Raw genomic sequence first — 24,139 nt, forward strand, 5'->3', positions numbered from 1 at the left:
AAGGGATGTCATGCCAATTCATATGAAAGCTAGGCTAACATATGAGAAATCTTCCTGACTAGGGGAAATCGCAAGTTAACCATATCTGTTGGCTATCAAGACAAACCAAAGGAGACAGACATGCTTACTCTACTTGCAGACGCTATGTTCACAGCGACTTTAAAACGACGTGGCGACAACATCCCCGACAACGCCAAGGACTACGCAGATCACTACATTCCAAAGCGTCTCCGTAATCCGAACTGGCAGGCGCGAACACACAACCCTTACCGCGATCTATGGTGATGGTCTGGTAGGGCCGGCGTTCCCTAACGCCGGCCTTGTTCTCTATCAGATTGTTAGAGACTGGTAATTCGGTTGTTATATGATCGTACTTTGTGGGAACATGAGGAAAATTTTAGAGGTTCTGGGTCCTTCAATGCGCGAAGAAGATCGTCAAGATGCTAAACAGCTTCGACAAATGTCGTCAGAAGAGGCGGCAAGCTGGATTATCGCGAACTACGAAACTGTGCCGCGCATCCTGAGTTGTAGATCGTGGGGTATAAGCGATCAGAATAAACTGTTGCGGCATTTTTTTCCGTCGCGGTTCTTGTTCGGAAATCCCGATCACTTGAGGCTATTCCTGAAGTTTATGTCCGTCCGGCATTTTTCTTCTGAAGTTGATCACCACCTAGATAAGCTCGGAGAGGGTGAAGTTGGCCTTTTGGCTTACAATTTGAGAATAGTACTTTCTGAAACGCACCGTTCAGAAAACGAAACCAGAGCGGGAGAACGATTGGTTTCTTCTCTGGTCGCCCGCTTACCCTCTAATTCGCGATTTCGGAGGGATGAGGTGTAGCGGGAGCTTCTAGGGAAATAGCCTCTGAAGTCCTTAAATTTGAGTTACAGTTCCAATCTCTTAATGACCTTATCCACCACCTTGCCCGATTTGCGGGTATGGGCGGCTTTATCGACCTTGAAATCTTCGAACCCCATTTTGGAGTAAAACGCCAAAGCGCCGGTGTTGTCTTCGGTGATTTTGGCAAGGATGGCGGTGCCGCCGCGGGTTCGGCAATCGGATTTGGTTTTGGCCATGAGCGCCGCGCCCGCACCGCGCACCGGATTGTTGCGGTCAGTGAAGGTCCCGATGGAATAAATACCCTGTTCTACCTCAAATGCGGCCTGAAAGCCGATGATCGTGCCGTTGTGGAGAACGACGTTGGAGACAGGCGGTTCGCTGAAATAGTGATCAAGGAACGCTTGTTCGGTGTAGGGGTCCTCATAGGCAGTGGTACCACCAGCGGCGATGATCGGATTAAGGATGGCAACGCAGGCTGGGACGTCGCCAGCGGTCATCGTACGGGTTTCGAATGTCATAATTGATCCATCAGCTCTGCATGGCGTTGGGTGAATTCTGCACGGACCTCGACGGGTGGACGAAGGCGAATAGCCAAAGTTTTCACGATGTTTGCGTCAGGCTTGCCGAAAAACTTATCTGCTTCAGTTGTCGTGAAGCCAGCGATCTGCACCGCTTCGAGCCATGCACTAATCTTGTCCGCCTTCTTAATCTGCTTCTTGATCGCGATAGGAACCTGTGCGGGTAGCCCAAAGCGAATGTGGATCGCAGCCATAAGCCGATCGTCCAAGGCTTCGTAGTCTGGACCAACAGCGGCTTTTACGGGGCTGATCATATCGCCAATTACATATTCCGGCGCGTCATGTAGCAAGGCAGCCAATTGCCATCTGATACCCGCCGCAGGGTTCATTATCGCGAAAATGCGTTCAACCAAGAGAGAGTGTTCAGCGACAGAATAGGCAAAATCGCCTTTGGTTTGGCCATTCCAGCGGGCCACAAAAGCCAACCCGTGGGCAATGTCCTCAATTTCGATATCCATAGGAGTGGGGTCCAACAGGTCTAACCTGCGCCCCGACAACATTCTTTGCCATGCACGTGCTTGTTTCATGGCGATTGGATAGCACAGCGATTGAGCCATGCAAGCGGCCCGCTGGACACTAAGGCTTTGCATCAAGCTTTTACGAATTTAGCGCAGGGCTGCTTTATTGAACCGAGCCACCGACAGTGATAGGCGGCTCTCAAACAAACAGCAGGAGCCTCTGAAATGGCAAATGACTATATCGTAAAAGACATCTCTCTTGCTGCATTTGGCCGCAAAGAGCTGGATATCGCAGAAACCGAAATGCCAGGCCTCATGGCGTGCCGCACTGAATATGGCGAAAGCAAACCTTTGAAAGGTGCGCGGATTGTCGGCTCGTTGCATATGACCATTCAGACGGCTGTTTTGATTGAGACCCTTGTAGAGCTGGGTGCCGACGTGCGCTGGGCGTCCTGCAACATCTTTTCAACGCAGGACCATGCGGCTGCTGCGATTGCTGAAGGCGGCACACCTGTGTTCGCGATCAAAGGGCAGTCGCTTGAAGAGCATTGGGACTACCTAGACAAGTCATTCGCTTTCTCAGAAGGCGCGAACATGATCTTAGACGATGGTGGCGATGCGACGCTCTACATTCTGTTGGGCGCACGTATGGAAGCCGGCGAAGACGTTTTGGCAGTGCCAACGTCCGAAGAAGAAGAAGTCATCAAGGCGCAGATCCAGAAACGTATGGCTGCCACTCCGGGTTGGTTCACTAAGACCCGTGGCGACATTCTGGGTGTGTCAGAGGAAACCACAACGGGCGTTCACCGCCTTTATGATCTGCACAAAAACGGTCAACTGCCGTTCCCGGCGATCAACGTGAATGACTCCGTGACCAAGTCGAAGTTCGACAATAAATACGGGTGTAAAGAATCTTTGGTCGACGGCATTCGTCGAGCAACTGACACGATGATGGCTGGTAAGGTCGCTGTCGTCATGGGCTACGGTGATGTTGGTAAGGGTTCTGCTGCGTCTTTGGCTGGTGCAGGCGCACGCGTGATCGTCACAGAAGTCGATCCAATTTGCGCGCTTCAAGCGGCAATGGATGGTTTTCAAGTTACGACACTTGATGACGTTGTTGAAACTGCAGACCTCTTTGTTACGACGACAGGCAACAAAGACGTCATTCGCATCGAACACATGCGCCGCATGAAAGACATGGCGATCGTTGGCAATATCGGCCACTTCGACAATGAAATTCAGGTCGCGGCGTTGAAGAACCATAAGTGGACGAACATCAAAGAACAGGTCGACATGATCGAAATGCCAAATGGCCATCGGCTGATCCTGTTGTCCGAGGGTCGTCTCTTGAACCTTGGCAATGCGACGGGGCATCCATCTTTCGTGATGTCTGCATCGTTCACCAACCAAGTCTTGGCGCAGATCGAATTGTTTACAAAAGGCGATGAGTATCAGCCGGGTGTCTACATTCTGCCAAAGCACCTCGATGAGAAAGTTGCCCGTCTGCACCTTGATCGGATTGGTGTGAAACTGTCAAAACTCAACCCCGAGCAAGCCGCCTACATTGGCGTAACGCCTGAGGGTCCGTTTAAGCCAGAACACTACCGGTACTAAGGTCGAAGTGTGACCGAAGAACCCGAAGACAATGTAGAACGCGAGGCCCTAACACGGCCTCGCGTTTCGCGTTGGGCAATCTTTCGGTCTGTGGTCGGTTCCGTCCTTTTCTTAGTTGTAGTTGGTGGCGTATTCGGCGCGCTTGTTGCATTTTTTCACCCTGACACACCGTTGCCCGACGAATGGAATCCTAGGGCGCCATTGTCCGTTGCTGATCCAGTTTCACCTCTCACGACATGGAAATTGCGCTCGGCGATAGAAGATCCAACGCAATGCGTTGCCATACTGTTGGACGCCGCACAGGCTGCTTCAATTGACCCGATTGAAGAGTCAGCGGATTGCCATGTGCGCAATCGCGTGAACCTTACTCGTGTTGGTGAAGCCGGGATCAATGAAATCGCAACGTCCTGCGCAATCGCATTGCGGACTGCAATGTGGGAACGTCACGGGCTCCAACCTGCGGCTCGAGACATTCTTGACAGTGAAGTCACGACCATCCGCCAGATCGGAAGCTATAACTGCCGGCCCATTAGAACGACCCAAGGCTCGTCAACGAGATGGAGCACCCATGCGACCGCCGAGGCGATCGACATCACTGGATTCGACTTTTCTGATGGCCGCCGAATTAGACTTATTGATGATTGGGGTGATGGAACTGAAGAGGCCGATTTTCTGCGCGCGGTACGAGATAGCGCCTGCACGTGGTTCGCAACCACGCTTGGCCCTGACTACAATGCGCTGCATGCAGATCATTTTCACCTGCAATCACGTGGTCGTGGGCTGTGCAGATAGGGCGGGTATGGGGAACCTAAACGATATTTTCCCTTTGCGTTAAATGAATCACAGACTAACCTTCCCCCAGCGCCAGATAATTGGCCAAAAACAGGACAAGGTGGGAGAATACCATGAGCAAGCGTGACGACCTGATTGCGAAATATGCAGACGACCTGAAAAACAAATGCGGCATGTCTCCGGACATGGATCTTTTGACTAAAGTTACGATTGGCTGCGGTCCGTCGATCTACAATGCTGACGCATCCACAGTCGCAGGCAGCCAAGCCTCCGAGCTGGAAACCGTGAAGAACAACTTCTTGATGAAGAAGCTTGGTCTTGCAGATGGACCTCAGCTGATGGAAGCGATCAACGCCGCTATCGAAACTTACGGTAAATCCGAGCGTAGCAAGTACCGCGCCGTGATTTATTACATGCTGACGAAGCATTTCGGAAAAGAGTCTGTTTACGGCTAAACGTCCGATACTCGACCGAAATCAAAGAAGCGCCTGCCATTCATTTGGTGGGCGTTTCGCATTTGAATTGCATCTTACAGGCTATCTTGTTGCAAGAATCCCATCTCAGCGGGTATCACTCAAGAGCGGCCAGGATGGCCCAGAACCAGTTTCAGATACACGTGTGGTGGCTCTTCGGAGTGCATGTGGGTGAGAGAAAGGGTCTGGGCATATGCTCGGACCCTTTCGTTTTTCAGATCAGAACAGAGTCAGAACCGCGCCGATCACAGCGCAACCGAAAGTCGCATAGCCGCCGTCGATCAGCGTCAATTTGAAAGGTCGGCTCGTGTAGCCATTGTTGATCATTATCCATGGGCTGATAAAGAATAGCCCAATGCCAAGGCCGGAAATCAGGCCTTTTCCGAATGTTTCGATCCCCGAGAGAGCAAAGGTGTGGCGCATCATCCCCGAAACGACGATCATCGCTATCATGGCCATGATATAAGGCAACATGGTGTCGCCTTCAGGCCGACCGTCTTCGTCTTTTTTGATGTTTGCCGCTTCCATCCAAGGGTTGGCAAGTGCCATGTACCAAACAGCACCAAATGCGAACCCAGCGACTGCCGCGACGATTACAGAAATAATTTCCATTAGTTCCTCCCACTTTTATTGTAGCGGGATTTTGGGCCTCGGGAGGCCAAAAAGCTAGGGTTTTGTATTGCCAAGGTCGCAGATAATGCGCCACTCATCTTCAGTCACCGGTTGTACGGACAGACGTGAGCTTTTCACCAACACCATCTCGCTAAGCCGTTCGTCCGACTTGATCTGGTCCAGTGACACTGGCGATTTAAAGGGGCGCACTACTTCGACATCAACGCAGTCCCAACGGTCATCATCCGTGGTGCTGTCGGGGTGCGCCGCGGCGCAGACCTCAACAATTCCAACGACGGACTTCTCTTTCTGAGAATGATAAAAGAAGCCTTTGTCACCGACGTTCATTTCGCGCATGAAATTGCGGGCTTGGTAGTTGCGCACGCCGTCCCACTCTTCGCCAAGGTCTCCCTTGGCGACTTGGTCATCCCAGCCCCAGGTTGACGGTTCTGATTTGAAAAGCCAGTACCGCATCAGCCGATGACCTTTTTCCATTCCTCAATGCGAACTTTCTCGAACAACCCCGCCTTAGCGTAAGGGTCATTTTCGGCCCAAGTCTGGGCATCCGCGATGGTCTCAACATTCATGATAATCATGGACCCGCACATGGATCCGTCCGCGTCGAGAAATGGACCGGCCATTTCAACAACACCAGTTTCTGCAATATAAGCGAGGTGTGCGTCGCGATTGTCGAGGCGAATTTGCAAAGCACCTGCTTTGTCACGAGTGATAAGAGCTACACGCATTATTGTTCCTTTCGAAGAGGGCGCGCCAACAGCGTCGCCAAAGCGGTTTCGGGGTCTATTTTCCTAGCGGCAAGATCAGAGACCACGCGGCAAATGGGCAGGTCAAGATCGTGCTTTTTTGCTAGGTTAGTCACTGAAATAGCAGTAGCAGCACCTTCTACGGTCGTGCCGGAATCGAATTCTTTTCCAGCCCCGACTGACAGCCCAAACCGGTAGTTGCGTGAGGCATCTGATGTGCACGTCAATGCAAGATCACCAAAGCCCGAAAGCCCAGTTAAGGTCTCGGGGTCGGCGCCGAGAGCTGCACCAATACGACGCATTTCCGCAAAGCCCCGAGTGATTACTGCTGCGCGGGCGCTTTCACCAAATCCAGCTCCCATGCAGACACCGCAGGCGATCGCGATGACGTTCTTTAAAGCGCCACCCAGTTCGGCGCCCACGACGTCGTGGCTGAGGTAAAGCCGCAATGTTGGTGTCGAAAGGCAGGCTTGGAGATAGGCACCTTCTTCGGCATCCTTACAGGCAAGAGTCAGCGCTGTTGGCAGGTGGCGCGCAATATCTGCAGCGAAGCTGGGGCCGGTCAGCATAGCTGCCACCGCATCTGGAACGTGATTTTCTATTTGCGCGACGGGGCCACGCAGTGTCGCTTGATCGATCCCTTTGCAGCAAGCCACCAATCGCTTACCAGCCAAAGCCGAAGCATGCTCTGCCAGCCAAGCGCCAACTTTCTGCGCTGGGATCGCCAGTAAGATGGTGTCGGCCGAAAAGACTTCGGACAAGTCAGACGTTACAACCACATTCGCGGGAATTAAGAGATCGGGAAGGCGCTCTGTGTTCTCTCGGCTTTCTTGTAACTTGGCGGCCGCCTTTGCATCCCGCGCCCATAGCGTCACAGGGCCATTTGCTGCTAACGCAATCGCGAGCCCTGTTCCAAATGCACCAGCACCTGCGACTGCAATCTTCATGCCTTTGCACCCTTTTTCCCACTGCCGAGCATCGATGGGCTTGTTTCATCCAATGGCCAACGCGGCCGTGCGGAAAGTGTCAGGTCATCCGCATTTCCACCAGTAAAACGAACTAGTCCCGCATAAGCAATCATCGCGGCGTTGTCGGTACAAAGAGAAAGTGGCGGGGCGACGAAAGTAGTCTCTGTTTCGGCGCAAAGCGTTTGCAGGCCGCTTCTTATTGCGCTGTTTGCCGCAACACCGCCAGCAACAGCCAATGTAGAAACACTTGGTGAAATCACCCGCGCGGCAGCTAAGGCCCGACGTGATTTTGAGATTAGGACATCCGTTACAGCCGCTTGGAAGCTGGCGCAAAGGTCCGAGCGAACGGAAGCAGGCAACCCTCCGTGTTTAGCAATGACTTCATTGCGGGCCCGAAGGATCGCTGTTTTCAAACCGGAAAACGACATGTTGCAATCGTCACGATTAAGAAGCGGGCGCGGCAAAGCGAAGGCTTTCGCATCGCCATCTTTTGCGGACTGCTCAACCGCAGGGCCACCTGGTTGAGAAAGGCCAAGAATACGTGCGGTTTTGTCAAAAGCCTCACCGGGAGCGTCATCAATCGTACCGCCGAGCCGCGTATAGTCATCGTGACCTTTCACCAGCAGGAACTGGCAATGACCACCTGACACCAACAGCATAACATATGGAAAGGAGACGTTATCGGTCAGCTGTGGGGTCAATGCATGCCCCGCGAGGTGGTTTATTCCCAACAAAGGCAATCCCGTCGCCGCACTCAGTCCCTTAGCGCACATGACACCGGACAACACTCCGCCGATCAATCCTGGCCCGCTTGTTACCGCGATCGCGTCAATATCCGACAATGTTAGGTTCGCCGTTTGAAGCGCATCCTCAACCGCATAGTCAATCTTCTCTGCGTGTGCACGGGCTGCAATTTCGGGGACAACACCGCCAAAAGCTTTGTGGGCTTCGGTTTGATCAAAGACGATGGAGGACAGAACAGCAGCTTTACCCGCGACGCCGCGCACGACTGCGGCAGCGGTGTCATCGCAGCTGCTTTCGATGCCAAGAATGGTAAGGGGAGAAGGATTGTTCACGGGGCGGCCTGCTTGCGTCTGGACAGTAGGCAGGTAACACTTGGCTGCAATCGCTACAATGCTTCTGGAGGTATCGACGTGCCCCGCTTTGACAACCCAACCGTTTTGGCGACCCGCCCAAAAGAAAGCAGCGAGGAATTTCTTGCAGACTTGGCCTTAAATGCAGGGCGGTTTCAGTCACTCATTAGCCCCGCATTCGAGCTTCGTGGGATTGGAGACGGTGCGCCGGCATTTGACGCAGGAATCTTTACGTCGCGCGCGGGGGTGTCTTTTGCGCCAAAGGGTTGTGGGCGAATGGCGTACTGCGTGGGTGATAGCACAGCCGAAGCTGCTGAAAGTGCCGGTTACCGGCCAATTAGCGCGAATGGCGTGGCGTCGGACCTGGCCGAACTGATTCTAAGTCACGGACCAAAGGAACAGTTGCTTCATTTTAGGGGGGAAACTTCTGTCGGGAATATCAAAGAGAAACTAAGAGCGGGGGGGCTGACGTGCGAAGAAGTTGTAGTCTATCGCAAAGAAAGCTGCAGCCCAGACCCAAGAGCTATTGAGCTGTTGTCGTCAGAGTGCGCAACGATTCTCCCTGTCTTTTCAGCTGAAACAGTCTCTATTATTGGGGATTGGGGGGCAAATTATGGTCAATCCCATATACTAGCAATAAGCCCATCTGTAGCTTGTGCTGCCGAAGCTTTGTCTCCTGCTTCGATAGCTATTTCGAAAGCGCCAAATCAATTGGAAATGGTAGCGGCAACATCTCGTTTGATCGCTTGAGGGTCTGCAAGGGCCGCGCTAGAGTGCTCTGGTGAGCGATGAAACTCAAATTGATGTGAGTAGGGTAAGGCACGTGGCGAAGTCTTCTAAGACAAAGACCAATAAATCAAAAACCAACAACACCGATGCTGATGAGGTTGAGGTTACTGAGGCTGAAGTCTTGGCTGAAACAGCGGATGACAGTGTGTCTTTTGATGATGACGCGATGCCGACCGATATTCCGACCGACGAAGATATTTTAGACGATGAAGAAGACTACGACCTCTCGTTAGACGATGTAGAGGATGACCCAATGGGCATGGAGATCGTTGAAGACCCGATCGAAGTTGTGGAGCCGGACGCCTATGCCGTTGACCCGCAACCCGTAACACAGCAGTCATCTGGATTTATGCCGATGGCGCTGGGCGGTCTTGTGGCTGGAGCAATCGGGTATGGTGTAGCAACCTATTTCCCGCTGTTCGCCGATAATGATGATCTAACAGTGCAGCTGACGGATCAAGCTGCGCAGATCGCCGCTTTGGAAGACCAGATTGCAAACATTCCAGCTCCCGATTTGGGTGGGATTGAAAGCCAGCTAACTGAATTGGGTTCTCAAACCGCTGCGCAGGTCAGTGATTTGAGTTCTGAACTGACCGGACAAATCACAGCTTTCGAAGCGCGTTTGGATGAATTGGAAAAACAACCGAACTCTGATGGTACGCTCTCGGACACTGCCCTTGCTGCTTATGAGCGGGAATTGGAACAACTGCGGGCGGACCTTGAGGTCCAACAACAGTCCGTTATGACGGCTGCCGCGCAAGCTGAGGCGGACTTGGCTGCGGCGCGTGCAGAGGCGGAAGCCTTGGAACAAGACGCGCTTGCAGCTGCTGAAGCGGCGGTCGCCCGTGCCGCGTTGAACCGTGTTGCCACAGCCGTTGAGACTGGCGCGCCATTCGCAGACGCATTGAACGACCTGAACGATGCTGATTTGCCTGCCGAGCTTACAGCCGCTGCAGATATTGGCGTCGCGACAACCGCGCAACTTACAGCGGACTTCCCTGCTGCCGCGCGCGCGGCATTGGCAACAGCCCGAGCCGAGGGCGTTTCGGATGACGCCGGCGGGTTTGGTGGTTTCTTGCGGAGCCAATTTGATGTTCGTTCGACCTCGCCACAAGAAGGCACAAGCCCTGACGCTATACTCTCACGGGCTGAAGCTGCTGTTAAAGAAGGCCGTGTTTCCGACGCGCTTGCTGAACTCGAAGCACTGCCAGAAGTGGCACGTGCTGATCTGACAGATTGGACCGCCCGCGCCACAGAACGTGCAGACGTTTTGAACGCGATCGCGACCTTGTCTGAAACCTATAACTAGTCAAAGGCTGCCCTGATGCTCTGGTCCCTTATTAAGATTTTGGCGTTTGTCGCCGTTGTTATGGCCGCGACCTTTGGCGCGACAATGTTGATGGATATGGATGGCAGCGCCACGATTGATATCGGCGGACAAGCGGCCACGTTCTCTGTGATTGAAATGGTCGTTGGGTTGATCGTGCTGGTCGCTCTGATCTGGTTGATGTTCAAGCTGATCGGACTGGCCGTTGCGACGTTCAAGTTCTTGAACGGCGACGAGACAGCAATCTCGCGTTACTTTTCTCGCAACCGCGAACGTAAGGGTTATGAGGCTCTTTCTGAGGGTATGATGGCTTTGGCATCCGGCGAGGGTCGTCTGGCGATGGCGAAAGCCAACCGCGCCGAGAAGTTTCTTGAACGTCCCGAGCTGACGAACTTGCTTACGGCACAAGCGGCCGAACTTGCAGGTGATCGCAAGACAGCCGAGCAGACCTATCGCAAACTGTTGGAAGACGACAAAACACGTTTTGTCGGCGTGCGCGGTATCATGAAACAGAAGCTCGAAGACGGAGACACAGATACGGCATTGGTCCTCGCGGAGAAGGCTTTTGCGATCAAGCCAAAGCATGTGGAAACGCAGGATACTTTGCTGCGTTTGCAAGCAGAGAAGTGCGACTGGAAGGGTGCGCGGGAAACGCTGACGGCGAAGTTGAAAACGGGGCAGCTGCCTCGAAATGTACACAAGCGTCGCGATGCTGTTCTAGCCTTGTCCGAAGCCAAGGGCATTTTTGAAGAAGGCCAGACGGTTGAAGCTCAAGAGGCCAGCATCGAAGCCAACCGCATGTCACCGGATCTGATCCCTGCGGCAGTGATGGCTGCACAGGCATACATTGAAAAAGGCAACGCTCGTGCGGCAAGTCGTGTGCTGAAAAAGGCATGGGACGTTGCCCCGCACCCCGATTTGGCGGCGACTTTTGCGGCGATTGCGCCGGATGAAACACCCGCTGCGCGTCTGAAGCGGTTCCGGACTTTGACCAAAGTGCACCCAACTCATGCCGAAACCAAAATGTTGCTCGCAGAGCTTTATATCGCTGCCGAAGATTTCCCAGAGGCGCGCCGCGCGATCAGCGAACTTGTTGTTGAGCAGCCGACCGCTCGGAATCTGACGATCATGGCGGCGATTGAACGCGGCGAAGGGTCTGATGACGCAGTTGTTCGTGGTTGGCTTGCGAAGGCGTTGACAGCAACGCGAGGTCCACAATGGATTTGCGAAAATTGCCAGCACATACACCCAGTTTGGGCCCCTGTTTGTGGGAACTGTTCGGGCTTCGATACTTTGACTTGGCGCGAGCCTCCAAAGGGTGAAGTTGCAATGCCAGCTGGCGTTGAAATGCTTCCGCTCATTGTCGGCCAGATTGAAGCACCGGTGGAAGTGGCTGAGGTCGTCGACGCGGAAATTGTTGATGAGGACGTAGCGTCCGAAGGCGACTCCGAAGCGACTAAATAACCACCACGTCACAGAAGTCGCATAGTCAAATTGTGCACGACCGATGGTTCGCTCTCAGACCGCTTTCGCTGGCAGGACTGTCTCAAGGTGATCCGCCAGATAGATCTTTAGCCACGGTGTATATTCGTCTGGTTGTTGGATGACCTGCTCAGCGAGGTCGTAGATCTCGACCCAACGGGTTTCCATGACTTCATCAGGGTTGAGCACAAGAGACAGGGTTTTGGCGTCAGCTGTCGCGACGAACAAATCAACGACCTCGTGTTCGACTAGACCACCGCCAACGTCTGCCCTGTATTCTAGTTGATCACGAAACACCGACGTGACTCCTTCGATACCCAGCTCATCCATCAGCCGGCGTGTCGCACAGGTTTCCGGTGGCTCACCCCATAAAGGGTGCGTGCAGCAGGTGTTCGCCCACAATCCCGGAGTATGATACTTCGACAAAGCACGACGCTGTATCAGTACTTTAGTTCCATCCAAGACAAAGACGGAAACGGCTTTGTGACGTAATCCTTCTTGGTGAACGTAGAGCTTATCCATAGGCGTCAGAACGCCGTCCACCCAAGCAGGAATCAATGTCATGTCTTGCACCATTGCAGGGCCCTTTCCGGAGCTGTCACCCCTATTACGGGCATCTCTTGCCTTATGCACGAATGAACACGACAAGAAACAGTATGATAGGCGGGCGTGACATCGCGTCACCCTGTTGAAACGTGTTTTCCCCTAGACGGTAGAGTTGATAGGTTTAGTTTCGCTTTAGTGCGGCAATGCCGCATTTTCATAGACCTTATGGAGATACCTATGACCAAGTTTATCTATGCCGCCGCCGCAGCCCTGATTGCCGGCCCCGTATTCGCTGACGGACATGCAGCTACAGGTGACGCGGAAGCTGGCGAACAGCAGTTCGGACGCCAATGTATTGCTTGTCACGTCGTGGCAAACGCGGATGGTGATGTATTGGCCGGGCGCAATGCGCGCACTGGCCCGAACCTTTTCGGGATTGCTGGCCGTGAGCTCGGTACAGTTGAAGACTTCCGTTATGGCGACCCGATCGTAGATCTAGGTGCAGCTGGACAAGTTTGGACGGAAGAGGCGTTCGTTGCTTACGTTCAGGATCCAACAGCATGGCTACGCGAAGCAGCAGAAGACCCACGCGCGCGTGGTAAGATGGCGTATCGGGTCCGCAATGAGCAGGACGCGATCGACATCTACGCGTTCTTGGCGACGTTTGGGGCTGACGAGTCCAACTAAAACAGTGGGCGCTGGGATAATTCCCAGCGCTGCACATTAGGTCACATTCTTGTCAGCGCGATTGCGTGGCGACGCCGCATCGGTCACAAGTCCTGTGACTTAATTGCGAGACAAAATGCTGGACGCTCACGCCCGACGACTCATTGATCCACCGCTAAACGCGCTCGGCACGGCGCTGGCGGCACGCGGCGTTACAGCCGACTTTATTACCCTCATGGGGTTGGTGTTGGGGCTATCGGCGGCATTCCTGATCGCTATCGGCCTACCATTCTTGGCTCTCCTTCCTCTCTTGGCATCGCGGATCGCAGATGGGCTGGATGGAGCAGTGGCACGCGCGTCAACCAAGACGGACTTTGGCGGGTACCTCGATATCGCGTGCGACTTCTTGTTCTACGGGGCGATACCATTTGGCTTCGTCGTCATGGACCCAAGCGCCAACGCTATCGCGGGCGCATTCCTTTTGATGAGTTTCTACTTCAACGGAACCAGCTTCCTTGGCTATGCGATTCTGGCCGAGAAACATGAAATGGAAACGTCCGCCCAAGGGATCAAGTCGCTCTATTTCTCGAACGGGCTACTGGAAGGAACAGAGACTATCGTGTTCTTTGTCTTATTGTGCCTGTTCCCAACATCGTTTGCGGTCCTTGCTTGGGTATTTGGGTCGCTTTGTTTTGCGACAGCGACACTTCGACTTATCGCCGCACGGCGCGTCTTCACTACAAAGGAAAAAAAATGAAACACCTCGCCCTTATTGCAGCGCTTGCTGCCCCGTCGATTGTTCTCGCTACACCTGATCCATCCGACTGGGACGCTGTAATGGCAGAGGCGGACGGCCAAACCGTTTATTGGAACGCATGGGGTGGTTCCACCACGACGAATGACTTCATCGCTTGGGTCGGAGACCGAGTGGCCGAAGACTACGGTGTTATTCTGGAACATGTTAAGCTTACGGATACTGCAGATGCTGTGACCCGTGTCCTGAGTGAGCGGCAAGCTGGCGAAAACGAAGACGGTGCGATCGACATGATTTGGATCAACGGGTCCAATTTCGCTGCCATGAAACAAGCGGACCTACTGTTTGGGCCATTCGCAGAGCAACTTCCTAACTGGGCGGTGGTCGACAGCGAAGGCAAGACAGTTCAGACAGATTTCACCGTTCCTGTTGAGGGATACGAAGCACCTTGGGCCATGGCACAAGTGGTGTTCATGTATGACACTGCCGATATGGACGCGCAGTCCGACATGACGTCGATCCTGGAATGGTCGACGGCTCATCCTGGCCGGTTTACCTATCCTCAACCGCCCGATTTCCTTGGCACGACTTTCCTGAAACAAGCGCTCGTGGATTTGCTGGATGACGCATCTGTCCTTCAAGCCGAAGCGACAGATGAAAACTACGCTGAAGTTACCGCTCCACTTTGGGACTTTCTGGATGCTTTGACACCGACGTTGTGGCGCGAGGGTCGTGCGTACCCCGCGACAGGTCCAGCCCAGCTCCAATTGATTGCAGACGGTGAAGTCGATCTCGCGATTTCGTTCAGCCCCGGTGAAGCGACGGCCGCCATTGCGAACAGCCAGCTGCCGGACACCGTTCGCACATTTGTTCTGGATAGAGGCACCATCGGCAACGCGTCTTTTGTGGCAATCCCTTACAATTCCGGCTCTGCATCGGGTGCGATGGTTGTTGCTAACTTTTTGATGTCCCCAGAGGCTCAGGCCCGCGCTCAAGATCCAAATATCCTTGGCTATGGAACCGTTCTGAACATGGATGCGCTTAGTGCGGATGAGCGTGCCGCATTTGACACCCTTGAGCTTGGCGTTGCGACATTGTCGCCAGCTGAATTAGGGAGCGTACAGGCTGAACCTCACCCGTCTTGGATGACGCGAATCGCCGATGATTGGGCTGAACGCTACGGCGTCGGCCAATAGGGAAGCGTTTCCTTTAACATGCTTAGGTTTCTTCCAGCGCTGACGTTGTTTGCAATGTTGGGCCCTGTGGCCGCTGGACTATGGGGAACGGTACTGCCCGCATTCGGCCATCTGCCGGCTGCGGGTTTGACGGGACCATCACTGGACCCGTTTCGAACCCTTCTGGACTGGGCAGGGCTTGCATCGGCGTCTCGGCTTTCTCTTTCGACGGGTCTAATCGCCACAAGTGTCTCATTGGCGATTGTTATCCTGTTTGTCGCGGGTTGGTCGGGCACGCGCACATTTAGATTGCTGGAAAGACTGCTGTCGCCTTTGCTCTCCGTGCCGCATGCGGCGGCCGCGTTTGGCCTCGCGTTTCTGATCGCCCCTTCGGGATGGATCGCACGGCTGGTTTCCCCAACTCTTACCGGATGGGATCGGCCGCCCGACCTCTTGATCCTGCAAGACCCGCTCGGACTTGCGTTGATCGCAGGGCTTGTCGTGAAAGAAGTTCCGTTCTTGTTGTTAATGACAATCGCAGCATTGGGACAAGCGCAGCCCCGTCGCTCTCTCATGGTCGCGCAGAGCCTTGGCTACGGGCGGGTCACAGGATGGCTCAAGACAGTGTTCCCTAGGGTCTACGACCAAATTCGGCTGCCGGTTTACGTAGTTCTCGCTTATTCGATGAGTGTTGTTGACGTTGCCATGATTCTGGGGCCGTCGACGCCACCCACACTGTCAGTTCAGATCGTTAAATGGATGGGCGACCCTGACCTCTCGATGCGCCTTACTGGGGCGGCCGCGGCGCTCTTGCAATTGGCACTTGTCATCTTTGCCTTGGCCTTTTGGTGGGGTGGAGAGCGGGCTATTGCATGGCTTGGCCGTATTTGGATTGAAACAGGCCACAGGGGTCAAAAAGAGGCACCAATTCGCGTGATTTCACTCGGACTGGGGTCAGTTTCCTCACTGGCGGTGCTGCTTGGAATCGCTGGATTGGCAGTTTGGTCTGTTGCTGGCTTTTGGAGTTTCCCTAACAGTCTGCCGGATGCAATAACTTTGAAGAACTGGGATAGACACGGCCCCGCTGCGTTCCAGACATTCGGTGAGACCTTTATTGTCGCAGGTATTGCAGTAGGACTCGCGCTGATCCTTGTGTTGGGCTGTCTAGAGGCAGAGCATCGATCTGGCCGTCCACTCTCACGACGTGGGATATGGTTGCTTTATCTACCTCTACTCGTCCCGCAAACAGCATTTCTTCCTGGTTTGCAGACCTTGCTTCTCAACATCGGTGCCGACATTGGGCGAGCCCCTGTGATCTTTGCGCATTTGGTTTTCGTCCTTCCATACGTTTTCCTGTCTCTTGGCGATCCTTGGAGGTCTTGGGACACTCGAAATGCAACAGTTGCGGGCGCGCTCGGCACCACGCCTTGGGGGGTCTTTTGGCGCGTCCGCCTGCCGATGCTCACTCGTCCGATCTTAACGGCAACCGCTGTCGGCATCGCGGTTTCGGTTGGTCAATATCTAGCAACCTTGATCATTGGTGGCGGGCGTGTGGCCACGCTGACGACCGAAGCCGTGGCATTGGCATCCGGTGGGGATCGGAGGGCGATTGGTGTATACGGTCTCATGCAAACATTCGCGGCTCTAGTCCCGTTTGCACTCGCGCTAACTATACCCACACTCTTGTGGCGCAATCGGAGGGGAATGCATGAATAAGAGTCTATCTCTGCGGAATGTCTGCATCCTTCGGGATGGAATTCCACTGATCGAGGTCGATCATGAAGTTTCAGCAGGAGAAGTTCTATCAGTTATGGGGCCGTCAGGTGTCGGAAAATCAACGCTTCTGGCGTATATCACGGGAAACTTACATCCCGTTTTCAAGGGCATGGGTGAGGTCCTGTTGAACGGAAACGATATCACCGGGTTACCGCCCCACAAACGTGAAATCGGAATCTTGTTTCAAGACGACCTGCTGTTCCCGCATATGAGTGTCGGCGAAAACCTTGCGTTTGGTATTCCGCGCGGTGGTTCACGCGCCGAACGGCGTAGCAAGATCGAAAACGCTCTGTGTGATGTTGGATTGGATGGGTTTTCTGACAGGGATCCCGCAACACTGTCAGGGGGGCAGCGCGCCCGTGTGGCGCTCGTGCGGATGCTGCTCTCTGATCCAAAGGCGCTGTTACTTGATGAAGCATTTTCACGCTTGGATGCGGAACTGCGTGCCCATGTTAGAGAGCTGGTATTTCGGGTGGTCAAGGAACGGAACCTACCTGTTTTGATGGTGACCCACGATCTAGAAGATGCAAAATCCGCTGGCGGCCCGATTATCGAGCTAGAAAGCTACACCAAGAAATAAATGCCGCAGAAGCAGCAATAGATTGTCGCCTTTGGCGGTTGGGCCTCAGCTTTCTTTGTTAACTTCGGGAAAAAGTTAGGGGCGACAATGGCTATTCTCTTGGGCATCGATACGGGTGGGACCTACACGGACGCTGTCCTGTTGGATGAAACTGAAGACCAGATTGTCGCATCGGCAAAGTCATTAACGACACGGCCCATTTTATCGATTGGAATCGGTGCGGCAATCGACGCCGTCCTTGAGAAAGGTGACACTGACCCCAAAGATGTAGCGCTGGTTTCGTTGTCAACGACGCTCGCCACCAACGCATTGATTGAAGGGCAGGGCGGACGGATCGCATTGATCTTCATTGGGTTTGAGCAATCCGAGCTGGACAAATCCGATCTCTCGGACGCTCTTGGGGGAGATCCGGTTTTGTTTGTCTCTGGGGGTCATTCACATAATGGAATCGAGCTTGATCCGCTGGACGAACCTGCAATCAATGGCGGTTTAGAGTCTATTTCGGGTGATCTTACGGGAGTTGCAATCGCATCGCGTTTTGCCACCCGTAACCCAGAACATGAGATCGCTACCAGAGAGATCGTACGCAAGAAACTCGGCATTCCTGTAACCTGCTCTCATGAACTAAGCCAATCTTTAGGCGGACCAAAACGTGCCTTAACCGCAGTTCTTAATGCGCGGCTGATCGGCATGATCGATCGACTGATCGAGTCTGTTCTGTCGCATATGGAGCGGCGAGGGATTTCTGCGAGATTGATGGTGGTACGTGGTGACGGTGCATTGATTTCTTCCGATCAGGCACGCGAACGGCCAATTGAAACAATCTTGAGTGGACCCGCCGCAAGTATTGCGGGGGCACAATGGCTAACTGGAAAACAGAATGCCATCGTAAGCGATATTGGCGGAACGACGACCGATATCTGTCTCTTGCAAAACGGATCACCAAAGATCGACACACAAGGTGCGAAAGTTGGCAAATACAGAACCATGGTTGAAGCCGTCGCCATGCATACCTTTGGACTAGGTGGCGACAGTGAGGTGACTGTCGGCGAGGGTTTGGATGCGGGCCTTAGTCTTGGTCCACGTCGTGTGATGCCCGTTTCGTTGTTGGCAGTGAATCATGCTGACCTTGTTCACGACGCCTTAGACCGAGCTTTGCGGCTCGACGCGGCGCCGGTCGAAGCGTCACGATTTGTTTTGGCGCTATGGTCGGTTCTTCCCTCAAGTCTTGATGAGCGTGAAACCAGCGTAGCGGAACGTCTACTCGATGGCCCAAAAAGGTGGTCAGATGTGGTACGAAACCGCATAGATGAACCGGCCCTAAATCGGTTGGTGAGACGCGGCCTGGTTATGATGGTTGGGGTTACGCCAACGGATGCAAGTCACGCCCTTGGGTCGGTGTCGGATTGGGACGGTTCGGCCGCGACCAAGGCTTTGGCCCTGTTCGCTCGGCAACGCGTTGGGGGGGGTGATCGGCTCGCCAAAACAGCACAAGATGTTGCGGAACGGATCATCGAACAGATGACGGTTCAGACCATTTCTGCCATATTAGAGACTGCATTTGCCGAAGAGGGCTGGGATAAACCAGCCCAATTGTCCCTTCATGATCTGACCAAAGTAGGCCTAGGAAGTCACAGCAATATCGCGCGGGTCGATGTCGGTCTTGCGGTTCCCTTGATTGGTTTGGGCGCATCCGCACATTGTTACTATGGCGCAGTCGGGGCGAGACTTGGCTGCCCGACCATTCTTCCGTCCGATGGGGGTGTCGCCAATGCCATCGGTGCCGTGGTCGGCCAAATCGCGATTCACGCTGAGGGCAGCGTAAGCAGTGCAGGTGAAGGGGCATTTGTTGCACATCTTCCCGCCGGGCCCACGCAATTCGGCGATAAAGACACGGCCATTGAGGCGCTACGGCACGCTCTTACAGCTCGCGCAAAAGAGCAAGCGACGTCTGCCGGAGTGGAAGATATTCTCGTAACAGAAAGCCTCGATCTGCGAGAAGCACAGATCGAGGCTCAGAAGATGTTCATCGAGGCAACGTTAAGGGTAACGGCCAGTGGCCGCCCCCGAATTGCCACTTAGCTATTCAGCGGCATTGCGCCTTGGCAAAACCCAGTCGGGCCGGATGAAGTGACAGGTATACCCGTTTGGTAGGCGTTGCAGATAATCCTGATGCTCTGGTTCGGCTTCCCAGAAGTCACTGACTGGCTCCATCTCAGTCACGACCTTAGATGGCCACAACCCAGAAGCATCGACGTCTTTGATCGTCTCTTCAGCAACATCTCTCTGGGTATCGTCGACGTAGTAAATAGCCGAGCGATAGGACATTCCACGATCGTTGCCTTGCCGATTAACGGTGGTTGGATCGTGAATCTGGAAAAAGAATTCAAGAAGCCGGCGGTAAGTCATTTGCGACGGGTCAAAGATGATTTCGATCCCTTCAGCGTGGGTGCCGTGGTTGCGATACGTCGCATTCGGGACGTCGCCGCCCGTATAGCCAACGCGCGTTGAGACCACGCCAGGCAATTTCCGGATCAAATCTTCCATGCCCCAGAAACAGCCACCGGCCAAAACTGCGCGTTCATTGGTGTTGCTCATTAGATATCCTCCACTTGGTTCAAGTAGTCGCCATAGCCCTCGGCTTCCATATCGGTTTTGGCAACAAAGCGTAGCGATGCACCGTTGATGCAATAGCGCAGCCCGCCACGGTCTTGTGGCCCGTCAGGAAAAACATGCCCAAGATGGCTGTCCCCATGGGTTGAGCGCACTTCTGTTCGCACCATGCCTAAGGTCGAATCTGTGAGCTCACTTACATGAGTCTCTTCAATCGGCTTGGTGAAACTGGGCCAGCCACAGCCTGATTCATATTTATCCGAAGACGCGAAAAGCGGTTCGCCTGACACGATGTCGACGTAAATTCCAACTTCCTTGTTATCCAGATGGTCGCCTGTCCATGGGCGCTCCGTTCCGTTTTCTTGTGTGACGCGGTACTGTTCGGGCGTCAGTGTCGCGACGACGTCTGGGTTCTTTTCGTACTTGGTCATGTCATTGCCCCCTATCACTGGTTCGCTAAAGGATATGGGGTGAGTGTGGCGGATTGCTACAATTGTGACAACGCCCTCACCAAAGCGCGAGACCCTTTGCGCACCACTTGAACAGATGACGATACATCCGATCGGTTGAGGGAGGGTGTTTAACGAGATTCTTGGGCGCGAAATACAGAGGCGTTCTAAGCCCCGGCTTGGGCTCCAACGACAACAACACGGTTTTGGTCATTCGTGGTGTGCCCCCCAACTCCGCCTCTAAACAAGACTATCCCCGATTTGATCTGTTTCGAGTCGTTTGCGGCACCCGATGTTGCGCAGAGATTTCTATTGGCGCCACAGTTTCACCTAAACCGCGCTGTTTTGGTGCCATTTCGACTGCTTAATAGGTCCAAGACTTTGACTTGACCGCAGGATTGCGATTCTATCCCTCAAAAAGAGCAGTATTGGAGAAGGCGATGCGCCTTTCAGTGGCATTCGAGAACACCAAAGACACCGAGACCGGGCGTGGACCCGTTCAAGTGGGTTGGTTCCTGAACGATAAGAAGGGCGGCATTATTTACGATGCGCCAGAACGTGTCCGATCCGTAGAAATGAACCGTGAGCACGCGAAATCGGCGTCACGCTGCCCAGCTGTGATCAACATGGAGAGCAGGTATTTCATGGTGAAATGCCCGTTTGATATTCACATCGGTTTCGCGCGTGACGACAAAGGCAATCCAGTGCTGCGCAATTTGGCAGGCACGCAGTCCAGCATCCGCGCAAGCAAACTTGGCGAGAAACTGCATATGACGTCCGAGGTCGAATGGCGCACCAAGGGCGTCCCGACGATCCAGCTTTCCTTGCCCTATGTTTTCATCTCCGACGAGCCTGTCTACGCCAGCCAAGTCAGCCCTTTCATGCACTATAACAAAGACCCTCTGCCCGGCACGATCTTTGGCGGGCGATTCCCGATCAATGTTTGGCCGCGCCCTTTGATGTGGGCCTTTGAATGGCACGAGACGGATAAGCCGATCAAAATCAAACGAGGTGACCCATTGTTCTACATGGGGTTTGAAACCCAGTCCCCGGAACGGCCGATCTCTGTGACCGAGACGGAACTCACCCCTGAATTACAGGAATACATGGATTTGATTTCTGGCGCAGTGAATTACGTGAACCAGACGTTTAGCTTGTTTGAAGCGGCCGAAGAACGGCGGCCAGAAACGCTGTTGAAACCCGTATCGCGCAAACGCGACAAGGGCTGAGCGATGCCAGAAGACGCAAGGCTGGCTCGCATCGCCGCAGTGAATGCTCATAAGGCTGGCCGCCATGATGAGGCATTGCAGGCTTATGCTAGTTATCTGGCTCAGCATCCAAGTGATGCCGGTATCTGGACAAACCTTGGCGCGCTATATCGTACTCTCGGGCAACATGAGATGGGCAAGATTGCGCAAGAACGAGCCTATGGCCTAGCACCAGAAGATAACGGTGTTCGTAACAATTACGCCAATATCCTTTCGGATACGGGTGGGTATGAGAAATCGATTGAATTGCGCAAAGCGTCTCTTGGCGAAGACCCGAACCATTTGATGCACCATGCTATGATTGGTCGATGTTATCGCGGCATGGGCGATTACCAAGCGGCAATTGATTATCTGACACCCAAGGTGGCGGAGTTTCCCGACGAGTATGAAATCAAACTGCAGCTCGCCTTCGCGCAACTCGGGGCTGGCCAATACGGGGCTGCATTCCGATCCTATGATGCTCGCTGGGAGTCTGATGAACTTGCCATGCCGCAAGTTCCATTCCCCAAATGGGAAGAGGGCATGTCCGTGAAGGGCAAAACGCTGCTCGTTCTTCCCGAACAGGGATTTGGCGACATGGTTCTGCTGGCGCGTTTTATTCCACTCGTTGCCGCGAAGGGGGCCAAGATCAGGTTGATCGCGAAAAAGCCGCTTTTGCGCCTGTTGGATGGTATTGAGGGTGTCGAATGGATCGGGCCGCAGGTCAGCACGGAGGACCCCGTTGATTTGTGGTTAAATCTGATGGACCTTCCCAAGATCGTTTATGGCGCGGACGAAGCGGGCGGTGTCCCGCCACCCACGCGCCTTAATATTCCTGATGAGGCAACAGCTCGCGCCAAAGGTTTCACTGCGCATCATGGTCGTTCTTTTAAGGTCGGCGTCGTATGGTCCGGTTCTGCCACCTACAAGGGCAATACGTTCCGCTCGTTCACCCACCGAGAATTTTTGCCGATGGCTGCCATACCAAATGTGCAGTTGTTTTCGCTTTATAAGGGGCCGTTTCTTGAGGCTTATCATAAGGATGGAAGCAACGCTTTGATGATCGATACTGCCAGTACGGACCGTGATTTTGCCGATGCGGCAGCGACAATGCAGGAGATGGATTTGATTTTCACGTCCGACACTGCAACCGCGCATATAGCGGGGTCTTTGGGTGTGCCGACGTGGGTCATGCTTCATTGGGATGCATTCTGGGTTTATCGTCACGCGGGCGAGACGACTAAATGGTACCCGTCGATGCGTTTGTTCCGTCAAGAGACACCACAGGATTGGGCATCTGCATTTGATGCAGCAACGGCTGCATTAGTTGAAAAGGCAAAGACACATGGTTGACAATATTCTGGTACCGACGGCTCCGGGCGAGTTGATCGACAAACTGACGATCCTGCGACTCAAAGAAGAGCGTATTTCTGACGCGACGAAGGTCGCGAATGTGCGAGTTGAGAAAGCTGTTCTGATGAAGACCGCAAAGGCGCAGGTGCCGTCCAGCACGGAACTGGACGCGTTGTGGGAAGAACTATACCAGATAAACGCGGATCTTTGGATAATCGAGGACGACATTCGGGATTGTGAAAAATCCAAGGAGTTTGGCGAAGAGTTCATTCGTCTTGCACGCGCTGTTTACATCACGAATGACCGTCGTTCGGACGTGAAGAAACAAATCAACCTATTGCTTGGATCGAACTTGATCGAAGAAAAATCCTATTCTGACCATGGAGTCGAAACATGAGCGAAAACATCAACGAAGCCCGCCGACTGTTGCGCAAGGAAGCCAAGAAGCTAGGGGCTGAACTGCAAAAGAACCGTACGCGAACTCGGGCTCCGGTGATGCGTCGTTATCATGAAGTGCAACAGATGCTGTCGCCGCTGTATGGCTATATGTCTCAAGCCGGTCAGGACCGCGTTGTTGATACCGTTCTGGAACATAAGCGCGGCGGGACTTTTGTGGATGTCGGCGGCTATGATGGAGTCACTGGCTCAAACACGTTCTTTCTTGAGACTGACCGCGGCTGGACAGGTGCTTTGATCGAACCGGTGCGAACTCAAATTGAACGCGCAGAAGTCAATCGGTCTTGCCCCTGTGTGGAAGTCGCCATTGCGGCATCCGAAGGCGAGGCGGACTTTATCGAGATCACCGAAGGCTACACTCAAATGAGCGGGCTGGTAGACAGTTATGACAAGGCGCTTCTTGGCCAAGTGCGCAACGACAAACGCCACAAAGAGAACGTGATTAAAGTAAAGACGATAACCTTGTCTGGTATCCTCCATCAGATGGACCTGGTGAATCCTGACTTCATCTCGCTCGATATCGAGGGTGGAGAGATCGAATGCCTCAAGTCCTTCCCGTTTGAAAAACATGATGTGAAGATTTGGTCGATCGAAAACAATACCGGCACACCTCAGATCAAGCAGATCATGGATGAGAATGGTTATGACCTGATCGAATTCTGCGGGCCTGATGAGATGTATTTTAAACGTTCGCCTCAAGCCTAACACATTTCGTTCACCGCTTTTGAATGTCTG

The 24,139-nt window shown here is 53.7% G+C and carries 27 protein-coding genes; 17 read left to right on the top strand and 10 right to left on the bottom strand.

Annotated elements, in window-relative coordinates; all coding sequences use genetic code 11:
- Positions 1 to 120: 120 nt before the first annotated feature.
- Positions 121 to 285 (top strand): hypothetical protein, encoded by a 165-nt coding sequence (locus tag KO486_RS03835; RefSeq protein ID WP_216035915.1) that lies wholly within the window; start codon positions 121 to 123, stop codon positions 283 to 285.
- Between the two features lie 597 nt (positions 286 to 882).
- Here KO486_RS03835 and KO486_RS03840 read toward each other — a convergent pair.
- The gene (locus KO486_RS03840) at positions 883 to 1,356 is read right to left on the bottom strand and encodes a GNAT family N-acetyltransferase (RefSeq protein ID WP_216035916.1); all 474 of its coding nucleotides are present in this window, start codon (positions 1,354 to 1,356) and stop codon (positions 883 to 885) included.
- A complete protein-coding gene (locus tag KO486_RS03845; protein ID WP_216035917.1) occupies positions 1,353 to 1,943 on the bottom strand; it encodes an HD family hydrolase in 591 nt (196 codons plus the stop codon). The genes KO486_RS03840 and KO486_RS03845 overlap by 4 nt, the downstream gene beginning before the upstream one ends.
- Before the next feature lie 156 nt (positions 1,944 to 2,099).
- Between KO486_RS03845 and ahcY the strand changes: the two genes are divergently transcribed.
- The 3 genes from ahcY to KO486_RS03860 all read left to right on the top strand — a co-directional run bounded on the left by ahcY (position 2,100) and on the right by KO486_RS03860 (position 4,735).
- A complete protein-coding gene (gene ahcY / locus KO486_RS03850) occupies positions 2,100 to 3,488 on the top strand; it encodes an adenosylhomocysteinase (protein WP_216035918.1) in 1,389 nt (462 codons plus the stop codon).
- A 9-nt stretch (positions 3,489 to 3,497) separates the two neighbouring features.
- Positions 3,498 to 4,280 (top strand): extensin family protein, encoded by a 783-nt coding sequence (locus tag KO486_RS03855; RefSeq protein WP_303435440.1) that lies wholly within the window; start codon positions 3,498 to 3,500, stop codon positions 4,278 to 4,280.
- A 113-nt stretch (positions 4,281 to 4,393) separates the two neighbouring features.
- On the top strand, positions 4,394 to 4,735 hold the full coding sequence (locus KO486_RS03860; RefSeq protein ID WP_216035919.1) for a DUF2853 family protein: 342 nt from the start codon (positions 4,394 to 4,396) through the stop codon (positions 4,733 to 4,735).
- Positions 4,736 to 4,972: 237 nt separating this feature from the next.
- Here the strand turns inward: KO486_RS03860 and KO486_RS03865 are convergent, their stop codons facing one another.
- From KO486_RS03865 to tsaD, 5 genes are read right to left on the bottom strand one after another with little or no spacing between them, the layout of a single operon-like run.
- Positions 4,973 to 5,365, bottom strand: a complete 393-nt coding sequence (locus KO486_RS03865; protein ID WP_216035920.1) for a DUF1761 domain-containing protein — start codon at positions 5,363 to 5,365, stop codon at positions 4,973 to 4,975.
- 54 nt (positions 5,366 to 5,419) lie between these two features.
- Positions 5,420 to 5,839, bottom strand: a complete 420-nt coding sequence (locus KO486_RS03870) for an EVE domain-containing protein (protein ID WP_216035921.1) — start codon at positions 5,837 to 5,839, stop codon at positions 5,420 to 5,422.
- The gene (locus KO486_RS03875; RefSeq protein ID WP_216035922.1) at positions 5,839 to 6,111 is read right to left on the bottom strand and encodes a YciI family protein; all 273 of its coding nucleotides are present in this window, start codon (positions 6,109 to 6,111) and stop codon (positions 5,839 to 5,841) included. Before KO486_RS03875 ends, KO486_RS03870 begins: the two co-directional genes overlap by 1 nt.
- Positions 6,111 to 7,076 (bottom strand): NAD(P)H-dependent glycerol-3-phosphate dehydrogenase, encoded by a 966-nt coding sequence (locus tag KO486_RS03880; protein ID WP_216035923.1) that lies wholly within the window; start codon positions 7,074 to 7,076, stop codon positions 6,111 to 6,113. Before KO486_RS03880 ends, KO486_RS03875 begins: the two co-directional genes overlap by 1 nt.
- The gene (tsaD, locus tag KO486_RS03885) at positions 7,073 to 8,173 is read right to left on the bottom strand and encodes a tRNA (adenosine(37)-N6)-threonylcarbamoyltransferase complex transferase subunit TsaD (protein WP_216035924.1); all 1,101 of its coding nucleotides are present in this window, start codon (positions 8,171 to 8,173) and stop codon (positions 7,073 to 7,075) included. The genes KO486_RS03880 and tsaD overlap by 4 nt, the downstream gene beginning before the upstream one ends.
- 78 nt (positions 8,174 to 8,251) lie before the next feature.
- Between tsaD and KO486_RS03890 the strand changes: the two genes are divergently transcribed.
- From KO486_RS03890 to KO486_RS03900, 3 genes are all read left to right on the top strand, one after another.
- Positions 8,252 to 8,941, top strand: a complete 690-nt coding sequence (locus KO486_RS03890; RefSeq protein WP_216035925.1) for a uroporphyrinogen-III synthase — start codon at positions 8,252 to 8,254, stop codon at positions 8,939 to 8,941.
- A gap of 73 nt (positions 8,942 to 9,014) precedes the next feature.
- The gene (locus KO486_RS03895) at positions 9,015 to 10,289 is read left to right on the top strand and encodes a hypothetical protein (protein ID WP_216035926.1); all 1,275 of its coding nucleotides are present in this window, start codon (positions 9,015 to 9,017) and stop codon (positions 10,287 to 10,289) included.
- 15 nt (positions 10,290 to 10,304) lie between these two features.
- Positions 10,305 to 11,771: a heme biosynthesis HemY N-terminal domain-containing protein gene (locus KO486_RS03900; RefSeq protein WP_216035927.1), complete on the top strand. Its 1,467-nt coding sequence runs from the start codon at positions 10,305 to 10,307 to the stop codon at positions 11,769 to 11,771.
- 54 nt (positions 11,772 to 11,825) lie between these two features.
- Here the strand turns inward: KO486_RS03900 and idi are convergent, their stop codons facing one another.
- A complete protein-coding gene (gene idi, locus KO486_RS03905) occupies positions 11,826 to 12,353 on the bottom strand; it encodes an isopentenyl-diphosphate Delta-isomerase (protein ID WP_216035928.1) in 528 nt (175 codons plus the stop codon).
- A 219-nt stretch (positions 12,354 to 12,572) separates the two neighbouring features.
- Here idi and KO486_RS03910 point away from each other — a divergent pair, with 219 nt between their 5' ends.
- The 6 genes from KO486_RS03910 (at position 12,573) to KO486_RS03935 (ending at position 19,368) form a co-directional block, all read left to right on the top strand.
- Entirely contained in the window at positions 12,573 to 13,022 is a 450-nt protein-coding gene (locus KO486_RS03910) for a c-type cytochrome (protein WP_216035929.1), read from the top strand.
- 115 nt (positions 13,023 to 13,137) lie between these two features.
- On the top strand, positions 13,138 to 13,758 hold the full coding sequence (locus KO486_RS03915; RefSeq protein ID WP_216035930.1) for a CDP-alcohol phosphatidyltransferase family protein: 621 nt from the start codon (positions 13,138 to 13,140) through the stop codon (positions 13,756 to 13,758).
- Positions 13,755 to 14,951, top strand: a complete 1,197-nt coding sequence (locus tag KO486_RS03920; RefSeq protein WP_216035931.1) for an ABC transporter substrate-binding protein — start codon at positions 13,755 to 13,757, stop codon at positions 14,949 to 14,951. The genes KO486_RS03915 and KO486_RS03920 overlap by 4 nt, the downstream gene beginning before the upstream one ends.
- Before the next feature lie 18 nt (positions 14,952 to 14,969).
- Positions 14,970 to 16,646: an ABC transporter permease subunit gene (locus tag KO486_RS03925; RefSeq protein WP_216035932.1), complete on the top strand. Its 1,677-nt coding sequence runs from the start codon at positions 14,970 to 14,972 to the stop codon at positions 16,644 to 16,646.
- The gene (locus KO486_RS03930) at positions 16,639 to 17,286 is read left to right on the top strand and encodes an ATP-binding cassette domain-containing protein (RefSeq protein ID WP_216035933.1); all 648 of its coding nucleotides are present in this window, start codon (positions 16,639 to 16,641) and stop codon (positions 17,284 to 17,286) included. Before KO486_RS03925 ends, KO486_RS03930 begins: the two co-directional genes overlap by 8 nt.
- An 87-nt stretch (positions 17,287 to 17,373) precedes the next feature.
- Positions 17,374 to 19,368 (top strand): hydantoinase/oxoprolinase family protein, encoded by a 1,995-nt coding sequence (locus KO486_RS03935; RefSeq protein WP_216035934.1) that lies wholly within the window; start codon positions 17,374 to 17,376, stop codon positions 19,366 to 19,368.
- Here the strand turns inward: KO486_RS03935 and msrA are convergent, their stop codons facing one another.
- Together msrA and msrB are read right to left on the bottom strand one after the other, a co-directional pair.
- On the bottom strand, positions 19,369 to 19,884 hold the full coding sequence (gene msrA / locus KO486_RS03940) for a peptide-methionine (S)-S-oxide reductase MsrA (protein ID WP_216035935.1): 516 nt from the start codon (positions 19,882 to 19,884) through the stop codon (positions 19,369 to 19,371).
- The gene (gene msrB, locus KO486_RS03945) at positions 19,884 to 20,330 is read right to left on the bottom strand and encodes a peptide-methionine (R)-S-oxide reductase MsrB (protein WP_216035936.1); all 447 of its coding nucleotides are present in this window, start codon (positions 20,328 to 20,330) and stop codon (positions 19,884 to 19,886) included. Before msrB ends, msrA begins: the two co-directional genes overlap by 1 nt.
- Before the next feature lie 458 nt (positions 20,331 to 20,788).
- On the opposite strand from msrB, the gene KO486_RS03950 reads away from it, so the two are divergent.
- The 4 genes from KO486_RS03950 to KO486_RS03965 are packed head-to-tail and all read left to right on the top strand — an operon-like array spanning position 20,789 to position 24,109.
- Positions 20,789 to 21,577 (top strand): hypothetical protein, encoded by a 789-nt coding sequence (locus tag KO486_RS03950; RefSeq protein ID WP_216035937.1) that lies wholly within the window; start codon positions 20,789 to 20,791, stop codon positions 21,575 to 21,577.
- 3 nt (positions 21,578 to 21,580) lie between these two features.
- Entirely contained in the window at positions 21,581 to 22,948 is a 1,368-nt protein-coding gene (locus KO486_RS03955; protein ID WP_216035938.1) for a tetratricopeptide repeat protein, read from the top strand.
- Positions 22,941 to 23,345, top strand: coding sequence for a hypothetical protein (locus KO486_RS03960; RefSeq protein ID WP_216035939.1), 405 nt, complete (start codon positions 22,941 to 22,943; stop codon positions 23,343 to 23,345). Before KO486_RS03955 ends, KO486_RS03960 begins: the two co-directional genes overlap by 8 nt.
- The gene (locus KO486_RS03965) at positions 23,342 to 24,109 is read left to right on the top strand and encodes an FkbM family methyltransferase (protein WP_216035940.1); all 768 of its coding nucleotides are present in this window, start codon (positions 23,342 to 23,344) and stop codon (positions 24,107 to 24,109) included. The genes KO486_RS03960 and KO486_RS03965 overlap by 4 nt, the downstream gene beginning before the upstream one ends.
- Positions 24,110 to 24,139: the final 30 nt, after the last annotated feature.

The organism is Octadecabacter sp. B2R22 (assembly GCF_018861045.1).
Classification (GTDB): Bacteria; Pseudomonadota; Alphaproteobacteria; order Rhodobacterales; family Rhodobacteraceae; genus Octadecabacter.